Annotated in this window: 9 protein-coding genes; 2 read left to right on the top strand and 7 right to left on the bottom strand. The window is 59.5% G+C overall.

Annotated elements, in window-relative coordinates:
- Nucleotides 1–53: 53 nt before the first annotated feature.
- From RhoBH5_RS19185 to RhoBH5_RS19165, 5 genes are all read right to left on the bottom strand, one after another.
- Nucleotides 54–737 (bottom strand): glycoside hydrolase family 16 protein, encoded by a 684-nt coding sequence (locus tag RhoBH5_RS19185; RefSeq protein WP_134929618.1) that lies wholly within the window; start codon nucleotides 735–737, stop codon nucleotides 54–56.
- A gap of 207 nt (nucleotides 738–944) precedes the next feature.
- Complete coding sequence (locus RhoBH5_RS19180; RefSeq protein ID WP_270008685.1) at nucleotides 945–1,163, bottom strand: hypothetical protein; 219 nt, start codon at nucleotides 1,161–1,163, stop codon at nucleotides 945–947.
- On the bottom strand, nucleotides 1,160–3,412 hold the full coding sequence (locus RhoBH5_RS19175) for a hypothetical protein (protein ID WP_058227561.1): 2,253 nt from the start codon (nucleotides 3,410–3,412) through the stop codon (nucleotides 1,160–1,162). The genes RhoBH5_RS19180 and RhoBH5_RS19175 overlap by 4 nt, the downstream gene beginning before the upstream one ends.
- The gene (locus tag RhoBH5_RS19170; protein ID WP_047269050.1) at nucleotides 3,409–5,424 is read right to left on the bottom strand and encodes a glycosyltransferase family 2 protein; all 2,016 of its coding nucleotides are present in this window, start codon (nucleotides 5,422–5,424) and stop codon (nucleotides 3,409–3,411) included. Before RhoBH5_RS19170 ends, RhoBH5_RS19175 begins: the two co-directional genes overlap by 4 nt.
- A 2-nt stretch (nucleotides 5,425–5,426) precedes the next feature.
- A complete protein-coding gene (locus RhoBH5_RS19165; RefSeq protein ID WP_270008683.1) occupies nucleotides 5,427–6,617 on the bottom strand; it encodes a glycosyltransferase family 4 protein in 1,191 nt (396 codons plus the stop codon).
- A gap of 234 nt (nucleotides 6,618–6,851) precedes the next feature.
- Between RhoBH5_RS19165 and RhoBH5_RS19160 the strand changes: the two genes are divergently transcribed.
- Nucleotides 6,852–8,012 (top strand): hypothetical protein, encoded by a 1,161-nt coding sequence (locus RhoBH5_RS19160; RefSeq protein WP_270008682.1) that lies wholly within the window; start codon nucleotides 6,852–6,854, stop codon nucleotides 8,010–8,012.
- Entirely contained in the window at nucleotides 8,009–8,695 is a 687-nt protein-coding gene (locus RhoBH5_RS19155) for a DUF998 domain-containing protein (RefSeq protein ID WP_058227564.1), read from the top strand. The genes RhoBH5_RS19160 and RhoBH5_RS19155 overlap by 4 nt, the downstream gene beginning before the upstream one ends.
- Nucleotides 8,696–8,713: 18 nt before the next feature.
- Here the strand turns inward: RhoBH5_RS19155 and RhoBH5_RS19150 are convergent, their stop codons facing one another.
- Together RhoBH5_RS19150 and RhoBH5_RS19145 are read right to left on the bottom strand one after the other, a co-directional pair.
- The gene (locus tag RhoBH5_RS19150) at nucleotides 8,714–9,547 is read right to left on the bottom strand and encodes a glycosyltransferase family 2 protein (RefSeq protein WP_054826884.1); all 834 of its coding nucleotides are present in this window, start codon (nucleotides 9,545–9,547) and stop codon (nucleotides 8,714–8,716) included.
- A gap of 442 nt (nucleotides 9,548–9,989) precedes the next feature.
- Nucleotides 9,990–11,666, bottom strand: a complete 1,677-nt coding sequence (locus RhoBH5_RS19145) for an Hsp70 family protein (RefSeq protein WP_270008681.1) — start codon at nucleotides 11,664–11,666, stop codon at nucleotides 9,990–9,992.
- Nucleotides 11,667–11,762: the final 96 nt, after the last annotated feature.

The raw sequence follows: 11,762 nt of genomic DNA, 5'->3' as shown, positions 1-11,762 counted from the left end.
GCACCAATTGGGACTAAAGGTATAAATTTTCAGCGACAATTAATCCACAGCTACTACCGACGTGGAGTCAGTTCGATCAGTTCGAGATCAGTACTTCGCGCAGACTCGACAGCTGCCAGAGCCGCGAAATCGGGCGAGTAGACGCTGACCCAATCGATATCGATGTCAGCGATTGCCGGCGACCCCGAAACCGGGCAATCCCCCGTTCCCCACTCCCTCTGCTTGTCACATGCCCCGGCTTGCGCCTGAATCCCCAACCACATGGAAGTCGATGGAACAAAAGATGATTCGAATTCAGCCCACTCACGATCGTCGACAAGGTACCGAACAATTCCCGGGCCCCACTCCACACCGACGGTATGCCATTCGTCGAATCGACCAGTTGTGTCCGCTTGTGCGAAGTGATGCTCACCTTCGTCGGACCAATGAATGAAAGATGACATCGACTCACGTCGACCCGACACACTTTCCGCGATGTCGATCTCTGGCGGCCATACCTCGTCTCGCGGCCACAGCAACACATGATAGCTGATCTCGTCCGATACCCCCGCCCGCAGACGAACCATCCATTTCCCATAAGTTTGCGACACTGCACTGTTAGAAACACCGCCAGTGACCCACTGGTCACCATCCTGCTGCGCACGCAGGCGCAAAACCCCTTCGGTGACGCTGACTTGCTCAGGCTCCCACCAACTGTGAGGATCACCCCCAGGCTTGCCGCTGTACGCCCCCCACATTTCTCCCAACTCGCAGCGATCGAAGTTGTCTACGAAGACTTGCTTCCACCCGCGCAGATCCCCTGTCGGCGCATTCGTGGTGCCTGGCGCGCTCGGTCCTTCTTCACATGCGTCGGTTGGCACGTCACCCGTGACCGAACACCCCACTGACAAGCACAAAGCGACAACTCCACCGATGGCCGTTATTTTGTTGAACAACAATGTGTTTCACTCCTGACTCGAGATCAGCGCGATCTGGTCGAATCGTAAGAACACCACGGCGGCTGCACACAGGACCAGGACGACCCCGAGAACGGTAAGAGCTCTCGCAGCCTTCCCACGGCCGATGGTGCCGAGGTCCGGCACCTGCCGTTCCCGAGTCACCGTAATCAGAGTGAGCACAACGAACAACAATCCGAAGATGCATGCTCCCAACAGATTTGTCATCGCTGTTCCAGGTCGATCTCGGGGGCACCAGCGCGACGCAGCACGGTGACATCGGCATTCTCGACGACGATCTCGAAATTGCCGGACGCGAGCATATCGGCGATGGCATCGTCGAACATTCCCGCAGGGTATCCGTATTGAAGGGATATCTGGGAGGAAGCCTGCTGCGCAACGAATACGTAGTCCGGATCTCGATCAGCGACACATGTATCGAAGTTGTCCAGGCAATCGATCGAATCAACTTGAGAAACCGTCACTCCGGTGAGAATTCGCGGGGAGACCAGTTGCGCGGACGGTCCCCACGCCATGATCGTGGCACCGTCCGGTACTGACGCGAGGAGTGCATCACCAATCCGGATCTGATAAGGCGACGAGTGCTCGAATGAGGTGTTCAACCCTCGAGTAGCGGTGAGAATGACGGAGAGAACGAGAATCGACAGCGACGCCATGACAACACGCGGTATACGCCCGCCACGCCGTCGTCTCGAATTCATCAGAACGTTCCGAAGCGCAGCGGCACTACGCACAATCGTCACGGCGCCAAGTGGAGCCAGGATCGGAGCTGCCATGACAAAACACCGAATGACCACTTCGCCGCCGTAACTCTGTACTGCCACCAATCCGAAGGGAACCACACACAGCACTCCCGACATCAACCACGTCTTTCGTCCACGTGTCAGAACCCAGCCGAGGAACCCGAGCAATCCCATGAAACCTGTAGCTGCGAGCCGCAGATATTGCATTGCTTGGTAGGTCGGCCCGGAGCCGATGCGTTTGCTGACACCGCCTTGCACCGCGCCGCTCACCTGCCCGACATCTGACAGCAACGCCTGAAGGTGGCCTTTCCAGTAGTCGACTGCGCCGTAGCTGAACCAGACGAGAAAGAGCGCGCCGGCGGCCACCCACAACAACCGATAGCGAGTCGATCCCGTCAGCGTGAACATCAACAGTGCACCGACCATCACCATCGGCGTCAACTGGTGTGTCACAACCATCGCCGCCAGAATCACAACCAGAATCGCCTCTACGGCGAGGGTCTGCGCCGAACTCTGTCCAGGCACACGCCCCGGAGTGCGACGAGATGCGCCGACAGTTCTCGCCACCAACCCTCCCTCGACCACGGGGAGTGGAGCACGACGCAGTTGCCACAAGAGCACTGCAATCACGCTGGTGTAGAACATCATTGCGGTTGGTTGTGGCGCAAAGTAGTCCTGTTGGTACCAGTTGAAAAGCAAATAGACAAACACGCCCAGCCATGCCACACGTCGACTCCGTGATATCGACAACCCGATCGAGTAGATCGGCAACGCGATCATCGCGTTGAAGAACACGGGTGCCCAGATGAAAATGGCGGTGAAATCGGTAATCCCATAGGCGGTACTCATTTGGGCGCTCCCGGAGAAGAATCCAGCCCAACTGAAGCGCGCGTCGGAGGGTGGTGGAAGTTCTCCGAAATGGACGAGTATCTCGATGAGACCACGATGTACGTAAGCTGTGGGGATTGATGTCACCCCGTCTGCAAGGCTTACCAGCAAAGTCGTGAATGTGATCAAAGTCAGTGCTGCGACAGTCAGCACTACTGCGTCGAGTCTGCGCGAAGTCAGTGCGATCCCGGCTACGAGTGAGACCAGGAAAAGCGCAACGTAGTACGCCCACCCGATTTCTGGAATGATTCCTGCCGCGCCTGCGGCAGCGGTGTCCAGAGTTCGAACTGCCACCGCGAAGAAGAGCACTGCAACCGTGATCGTCACACCGGCGAGCATTCGCCGACGCCCTACCCGCGGCGGTCCGATCTCTCGATAGGGCATAACCTTCCACGCCACCGCACAGGAGAGGAGGGACAGCCCGCACAGCACTGTCTGAATCAAGGTCGGATGAAATGCGCCGATAACGAACTGAGACTGCGCAACAATGATGTTGACCGAGAGTGAGAGGCTTATCCCCACTGCCGTCGTGATCACTGGATCCGGAATGCGAACCATGAGTGCAATAGGCACACCAGGAACCAGAACCGTCGTCGCGACCCCGATCAACACGCGCAGTGAGAATGGAACTCCCTCCCCTCCATCGCGGCGAACAAGCAACGCGAGAATCAGCGCGGTACAGGTCAATACAGCGATTGCGATGAGGACGACATGATCGAGTCCCAGTTGTGCGGTGCGAGTGGTTCCGCCGTCATCGAGGTCACCTCGATGACGACCTCGCTTCGTTTCCGCGTCCCCCTTAGTCGACGCCTGTCCGACGATCATCGGGACAACTGATCCGCCTGCGCCCGTCTACGACGCAGGCGTAGCTTGCTGGAAGCGTACAGATAGGGGCCGGCCAGATACCCGGCCAGTTCCACTCGCTTGAGATCGCCGGGCATCGTTGTACTTCTGTCACCGAAACGCGCAGTGTCGGGAACGAGAAGCATGCGCACACCTCGGGGCACGACCTTCAACAAACCCAGAGCAGTCCGGTCGCCGCCCGAAATGATCTTGACCAAAACCGCGGACATTCCCGTTCCGTAGCCGTACATCTGGTCCCGCAACTCCGCGACACTCGCGCGGTGATGGTGTCCTACTGTTGCCTCGGGGGCGTAAACCAGCGTCGCTCCAGCAAGAACTACCCGCCGAAACAGGTCGAGGTCTTCGCCTCCGAGCGTCGGTGTTCCGGGTCCGAGTGCCTCGTCGAACCCGCCGAGACGTCGGATGCTTTCGGTGCGGAAGGCCATGTTGTTGCCGCTACCGAGTTCGCCTGCCGTGTAGGGGAAAAGCGGTGAAGTCCCCCGCTGACCCAATCCGATCGAAGCAATTTTCGGCGTCTCCATCGCCCACAAGGTCGTGGTATCGCCCTTGTCGAATATGCCCACTTCCTCGAACCACCGTTGTTCGGCGGTGTCGATGCCAATTCCCACAACGCGACCGGTCACCGCAGCAACCTCGTGGGAGGCGTCGAGCACGAAGACGTCCAAAATCTTCTCGATCCACAATGGGTCGGGCTCCGCGTCGTCGTCGGTGAAGGCCACGATTCGCCCGTTCGCGTGGTGAAGTCCGAGATTACGCGCGGCAGAAGCACCTTTGACTGGTTGTCTCAGTATCACGCAACGCTCGTCGTCCATCGCCGACAGGACCTGGTCCACGCGATCGGTATCAGGTTTGTTGTCGACCACCAGAATTTGCAGATTGTGGTGGCTCTGACCCAACAGAGCGTCCAGTGTCCGAGCGAGCGAATCACGGCCGACGGTGGCCACGACCACAGACACCAGTTCATCGGCGTTTATGTCGTCGCAGTCGTCAACCAGGTGCTCTCCACCGAATACGGTTCTCGCCGAAAGGAACCCGAGCAAGGTGGCAAGGAACCCGAAAATCAGAGCTGCCGCGCGGGCTGGCGCGAAGCGATCGCCTCGAATCGAATCCTTGGCTGCGGTGAAGATTCCACTGCTCAAGACACCGACGACGTACGCCCGTTCGTTGGACAACCCGTCCGCGCTCCCCACCGCTTGGGTGAGAATTCGCTTGGACCGACCTTCGTAGAAACAACGTCGACGAAAATAGCGAAACTGCTGGCGGTCGGCAGGAACAAAATGATCGACTGCGAAATCACAGACTCGCAGTATCTTGGCAGTGCGATCCCGCTGGCGGATCTTGATTCCCATCAGCGTCTCCTCACAACCGACCGGCAACGTGCCGACCCGCCCGAGTTCGCTCGAGAACCCGCCGATGGACTCGAGCGCGGTGCGCCGAACCGCCATACATGCGCCGATCGGATTGCGAATCTGTTCTCCGTCTGGTGGGAGGCCGCGGTAGTCGCAGCCGACGACCCAGCCGTATTCCTCCGGAAACCACCGAGCCTTAGACCCCTCGTACCGTGCGTGCACTGCCCCTCCGACTGCCGCAATCGTGGGATCTGCACTCATCGTTGCTCGGATCGCGTCGATCCCGCCAGTTCGGAGGATCGCATCGTCGTCGAGAAATGCCACCAGATGACCGTTGCCTGCACTGATTCCGCAGTTTCTCGCGCCGGACAAGCCCTGCTCGGCAGTGTTGGGCACCACCCGGACCCCCGTTGGTACGTGTGCACGAACATGAGCAAGCATGGACTCGTTGTGATCGATGACAACAACGACCTCGTCGCCTGGGCCGTTTGCCTGGACAGTGGCGGCATCAACCGCAGCGAGCAGCATCTCGAGCCGACTCATGCTGTACGCGCAGATCACCACGGATACCGAACATGTTGTCTTGTCGAGGAATTCGACCTTCGAAACCGGCGACGAAGACATGATCACCCCTGCCCGTTCGAATCGAACCTCGATATTCGCCTCCGCCGTCCTGCGTCACGGAGCAGAGCTCTGTACGACGTGGCGAACGAATCTGCTCGTCGCTCGATGGACAGGTCGTCTCTGGACCGGCCCAACGCCTCGGCGGCGATTCGGGTGCATAGTGCGGGATCGCCGAGAAGCCGTTGTGCGGCAACGGTCAAAGAATCGACGTCCCCTGTCCGGAAGACCACGCCGGTCCTGTTGTCGTGAACGAAGTCGCGCAATCCTCCACTGTCACTGGCTATCACCGGGACTCCGGAGGCTTGAGCTTCCAACGCGATCAGCCCGAAAGGCTCGTCGTGAGACGGGCACGCGAGGACGTCGACGGCACGCAGAATCGACGGAATGTCATTTCTGGGCGACAGGAACCGATGGGCGCCCGGCATCGATGCCCGCGCCAAGGTGTGCAACGCGTCGACAAATGCAGCGTCATTCTTGGCCGGTGCGCCGACAACAGCCAGATGTACGTCAACTCCCGATCGACGCAACGACCCCAGTGCCTCGATCAACTCGCCGATGCCCTTCTCTCTGTCCAACCTCCCCACCACCGCCACGAGCAATGCTCGGGGATCTGCTGACAGCTCGGCGCGAATCGATGGATCGGCCACTCCCGGACTAAATCGAACAGAGTCGACACCTTGATGGACGACCCGGGTCTTCCTCCGTGCCAGCGGGCCCAACTGCTCGAATACAGCCTCGCTCACGGCGACTGCTGCGTTTGCGGTGGACACCGCACTACTCATCACCAGCCGCCCACCACCTGGGGGCACGATGTCGTGCAACTCGAGCAACGACGGCCTTCCTGCTAGTCGCGCGGCGAGCACGACGTCCACGTGAGTCATCAAGTCGTTCGAATGGACGACATCGAAGGAACGAACCTTCCCGATCAAAGCCTTGACCGCGCGCATACTTTTCGGGACTTGCGAGAAAAAGTCATACTTGGAGTTGAAGCCTTCCCCGCTTGTCGGACGCAATCCAACTCGTTTGGGAATTTCCAGCGGAACATATTCAAGGTTCGATTCTGTCCACCAGCGCCGGGTCGGGGTATCTCCGGACGGGCCTGCCAGCGACAATTGAATACCTTCCGAGGCAAGAACGAGAGCTAGATTTCGGAAGCTGTGATCGGTTCCGCCGACATTCTCCGAAAGCGTCACTCCAAGCACTTTGATAACCTCGCTACGCGTCACTGAATTAGCATACCAAGAAAGAATCACGCGCCATGAGGACACAATTTCCGAAATGTCGCATATCTCCCCACTTTCTACTATTAGAAAGGCCTCACCGTGCGAAATGAGATTCAGCCCACGCGCTACAAAGTTACCGATCTCGACGTTGCCATGGTTGAAAACTGGACATTAGTCGCAATGGGGCCAATCGACCATGGAGGTGTGGAAGGAGTTCGCGCTGCGCTCCGCACGATCGCGTCCTCGGGCCCACACGCGCGAGTCGGACTGATCCCGAGCAGTCGAACTCGGAATTGGGTGTTCGAACCGGACTCACTGCAGCGCGGCGTGCACGAAATCCCTGCTGTTCACACACAAGACCTACCTGCCACCCTCGCCGCTGCGGTCCGCCTGGCCGACGTGTCGCTGCCTATTGCGGTGACGGTCTGCGGCCGATACCTGATCGTGCGACTTGCACACGGAGTGGGAGACGGCCAGACCACAGTCAATCTCACGCGCGCGCTCGCTGACCCTGCGACGCGTACCGGCAAAGTCCCACAATGGTGCACTGCGCTACAACCGACACGATTCCCTCTGACGGCCGCCTCCTGGAATCTTTATGCGTCGAGCCCCGGCAAGCTTCTCCGCAGCGTGACCGCAGGGAGACCGAAAGAGGTTTCTTCACAACCAATTACAGCGAAGTGGCAACCTTCCCATCACGTCGGATTCGCAACATCGTCACCCACTGCGCTTGGTGATCTCGCGGCTTGGAGGAAAGCAAACGCCGTTCCCGCGTCGTTGTCGTCGATCTTCTTCGCCTCCATAGTGCGCGCACTTCGAGAGGAAGGTATCAAGGTGGACAACACTGTGAAGGTCCTGTTCGACGCCAGGCGGTACCTCCCCGAGAACCACCGGACGCTCTCCAACTTCGCGGCAGGCCTGGACTTGTCATTCGACGATGCGGGCTCACCTGCATCTGTCGGGGACGGTATCTCCGCCGCGGCCGATTCGGGTCGACCGCTGCTCAATCTCGCCGCCACTTCAGTAAAGTCCCGACTCGGTCGCATTACGCGCAGGCCGGTGGGAGACGCTGTGACGAGCGCTCCGGCACACCCTCGTGCGCGCATCGCTTACAGCGATATGTCAGGCGCTCCGCAGTTCAAGAATTTTCCATTGACCGGCACCCCGAAAGAATCTGTCTATATCGCGACCTTGTTACCTGAAAGTCCCGAACATATCGTGATTGCAGTCGGACGACTGGGAACCTTGAACAATGTCTCGTTTTCGTTTCACGACAATGTATTCGACGCCGAAAGAATCGGATCCGCATTCGAGAATGCATGCAAAAATCCACTGAAGTTCTTCAGAGAAGGAATCGCTGAATGATCCACTCGGACTACAACGAAGAATTCGTCGCAAACAAAGGAAACGGCAAATGCTCGCACATTATCGAGCTGTTCGCCAGATACGCGTGGATTTCGACATTCCTGTTTTTTGTGTGTGAATTCTTGACCGCGTGGAGCTGGCGAGGAAACTACTCGCGCCGCAATCAATTCGTAAGCGAACTAGGTGTTCGTGTCTGCGACAGTCGTGCGGGCGTGTGCAGTTGGTACTGGTTGATGAACATTTCTTTCGTGACCACTGCACTGGGAATATCTGTCGGCACACTATTGTGGTGGAAGTCGCGAGTCGTATCGCCTACAGAAGGCTCCTTTCTACTCGTGTCGGCAAGCGGTTTGATCCTGATCGCCGTGTCGTCCCTCGACCGCGGATCGATCCTCCATGGAATCGGTGCAAACATGTATTTCGTCTTGGCCAACACCGCCGTGATCATGATCGCGACCTCGTCCCGGACGCTCCGCAGACCGTCCCCAGCAAAATGGGTCGCCCTCGCAGCCGGAGTACTCGGACTGAGCGCCTACTTCATCCACACAGTCGGCGGTCTCGGCATGCTCGGGCTGGGCACGATCCAAAGGTTCACGGTGTACCCCTCACTGATCGGCCTGATCGCGCTGGCGACGGTCCTGGGCTCCGAACCGGCAACCAGACGCGAACAGGAACCGATTTAATGTGCGCTCCAACCTGCTTCAGCTGACGATCGACTCAGGCAACGTCAATTTTTGCGGGTCGAGAGGGATGGAACGACGCGAGGTGGCGCCCCTGCGCGCGCTGCGTCGGCGGCGCCACTCCATCCCGATGATACGCAGCACGCGCATTCCGTCAGAGAAGGCATTGAGGTTGCTGACACCGTGAATTCGATCGGCCTCGAAGCTTCCGACTTCCGCAATTCCCAATCCGGCGGCAGCTACACGAACATTGATCAACGTCTCGATCTCGAATCCGTCACCCCACTGAGCTGCAGCAATGCCTGTATCCGGGAGCTGCATGACGTCGAGTGCATTGCGCCAGAACGCGTTGTACCCATAGCAAAGGTCTGTGAAATGCGTACGAAAGAGGATATTCACCAGGGAATTCAGGCCGTAGTTGCCTAGCCGCCGCAACTTTGTGATGTCCGAACTTCCACCCCCTGCGATAAATCGCGAACCCTTGGCGAAGTCGGCCCCATCCACGAGTGCCTGCACGAAGAGCGGAATCTCGCCGGGGTTGGTGGACCCGTCGGCATCGATCATGACAATTATGTCGCCGGTCGCCGCCTCGAACCCGCACGCCAGGGCGTTTCCTTTTCCTTTGCGCGTTTGTGTGATCACCGTGGCGTCGGGCCACAACATCGTGGCGACCTCGACGGTGTCGTCAACCGAATTTCCATCGACGAACACGATCTCGTCGATTCCCTTCGGCATCTGAGCAGCCACGTGAGGCAGATTCTTCGCCTCGTTCATCGCCGGCACGATCACCGTGACACGGGGGCGCATCGTCGCCGAACGCATACGCTCGTCTGCCGCAGGGGCGTCGTTGTCCATGATGTGCTTCCTTCGGTCGTGTGCCTCACAGTGATGCTCAATCGATACAGATTCATCGAATCGCTACCAATCAGCAAATCGAAACCTACACGAATCTGCGCCGAATGCACGGGATAGTCATCCGTCTGAGCGCAAACCATGACCTCGTTTGTATAAGCCAAATCGTCGCAAGATACTGTTCGCAAGGCGAATAATTACAGCTCAAAGGGGGAATTGCCTGAATTTTTGGGCGAAAAGAGACCAACAACCCGGTTATTGGAACACGAAAGCAAAGAAATTTGGCACCAAAGTAAAGTAGCCAGAAATTTGCTCATCCAGCCTTCGGGAACCCTGTGAAGTCGATCACCGGACCTGCTTTGCGAAGGCCGCGCCGCCCGTCAGGAACAGCCCAACCGGCCCCAGAGTCCACGAATCGGCGACTCAGGGTCCAGGAATCAACTGCTCAGAGTCCGGGAATCGGTGGGAGAACCGGCAACAGAATCGGCGGAAGCCCCGGGATGTAGATCGCCGGCGGTGGCGGCGCGGGCGCGGGCGCGGGAGGCACGTAAGTGTCCTGCACGACTGGCGGAGCCTCGACGACCGGAGGGGCTTCCTCCGTCGTCGTCGGGGGCGCGGTCGTTGTGGTCGTCGGCGGCGGAGTAGTCGTGGTCGTCGGTGCCGTCGTGGTCACCTCGGTTGCCACGGGTCCGGCGTCCTCGGAATCGAAGACCTTTCCTCCGTAGCCCAATCCCAGCCCCACGATCACGATCGCCGCGATCACACCGGCGCCGAGGCCCGCGAACCGTAGCGGGTTTCTCGGCTCTTTGGATGTCGATTCAACGGGTTGTGTCCCGGCGAGCCAGGACGGGTGTGCGGTTCCTGCCCCGGGTCCCTCGCCTTCGTACATCGCCGAGTACGCCTGGGCGTCAACCATCACGGCCTCGGTGTCTGCGTCACGTTCTGTGCCGAATCCGTCCGTGGCCTGGTCGCTGTCGGCGACCACGAGATCTGCGGCCGGATCGAATCGTTGCTCGTGTCGGTTCGGTCGCGGCTGAGGCAGTTCCGCCGCGTAAGGGCTCGGCACCTGTTCCTGCGGAACGGACTTCGTACCGGAAGCGGCTTCGGACAAGGCATTCGGCCGCTCCGATTCCGCGAGCGTTGCCACCCCTCCGTGGCTGAACGCCTGAACCGGAACGGGTACCTCCGCCGGGGTGTGGATCGGATACGGCGCAAAGATCGGCGCTACAGCCGGAACCTGAACCGGGGCAGATACCGCGCGCGCCGATGGCGTCATCGACGACTCCGCGATCAGCGCAGCACCTTGCGCAGTCACGAGTTCCGGCTGCTCGGGCGCGATGAGGGGGCACTCCAGCCACGCGGCGAGGGTCGCCCGCACGATCGGAATGCGTGCACCGCCACCGATCAGGAGAATCGCGTCGGGGTTACGGCCGGACGTTGCGATGACCTCTCGTATCTCGCGTGCGAAGGCCTCCACCGACGTGACGACCAACGAATCGAAAACTTCCCGCGACAGCAGGAGAAGCCCGCCGGGGCCGGGCAGGCACACCGCACTTCGTGAGGACAGCTGTTCCTTCGCGAGTCGGCATCGCGCCTGCAGTTCGGCATCGCCGCCCGGGTCGGCCGGCGTAGCTATACGGCGACGCACGGTCTGATCCGAGTAGACGAGCTCGTCGAAGTGATCTCCACTGACCCGCGTCGACCGGGCGGTGACGACGGTAGACCGTATCTGCCTGTCCACAATGCTGATCGTCGATCCAGAACTACCGATGTCGACGACGACGAGTGTGCTCTGGTCGGTCAACGCACCGGACTCCTCGAGCATTCGAAGCGTCGCGATTACTTCGGGAACCAGCTCGAAGTTGTGGATGCCTTTCTGTTCGAACGCTGTTTGGAGTGCTCCGGCCTGTGCTTGATCCCGGTAGGCGACGACCGTATTGCTGCCGAGGTCGGCATTCTCGGTCAAGGCCACGCCGGTTGCCTCTGCTGCGACTTCCTCCGGAATCTCGCGGCCTCGATCGACCGCTCTGGATCGGAACACCGGACCACTGTGGTCGGGCGTCCCCGGGCGCGCCAAACGCACAGCGCTGGCTCCCACCGTCACACCCAAAACCAAGTTCATGATCCACCTTCGTCGACCGTCGACGGGTTCCGTCACCAGACCCCGTCATTCCCCGGCCGGAAGTCTACCCACTGGGCATGGTCTGCGAGGTTCGCG

The organism is Rhodococcus sp. BH5, assembly GCF_027583855.1.
GTDB classification, from domain to species: Bacteria; Actinomycetota; Actinomycetes; order Mycobacteriales; family Mycobacteriaceae; genus Rhodococcus_F; species Rhodococcus_F qingshengii.
This window is presented reverse-complemented; position numbering and strand designations above follow the sequence as displayed.

Coding starts and splice junctions, on each gene's coding strand:
- RhoBH5_RS19145 (WP_270008681.1), bottom strand. CDS start 11,666: ATGAACTTGGTTTTGGGTGTGACGGTGGGAGCCAGCGCTGTGCGTTTG.
- RhoBH5_RS19170 (WP_047269050.1), bottom strand. CDS start 5,424: ATGTCTTCGTCGCCGGTTTCGAAGGTCGAATTCCTCGACAAGACAACA.
- RhoBH5_RS19185 (WP_134929618.1), bottom strand. CDS start 737: ATGTGGGGGGCGTACAGCGGCAAGCCTGGGGGTGATCCTCACAGTTGG.
- RhoBH5_RS19180 (WP_270008685.1), bottom strand. CDS start 1,163: ATGACAAATCTGTTGGGAGCATGCATCTTCGGATTGTTGTTCGTTGTG.
- RhoBH5_RS19175 (WP_058227561.1), bottom strand. CDS start 3,412: ATGATCGTCGGACAGGCGTCGACTAAGGGGGACGCGGAAACGAAGCGA.
- RhoBH5_RS19155 (WP_058227564.1), top strand. CDS start 8,009: ATGATCCACTCGGACTACAACGAAGAATTCGTCGCAAACAAAGGAAAC.
- RhoBH5_RS19150 (WP_054826884.1), bottom strand. CDS start 9,547: ATGGACAACGACGCCCCTGCGGCAGACGAGCGTATGCGTTCGGCGACG.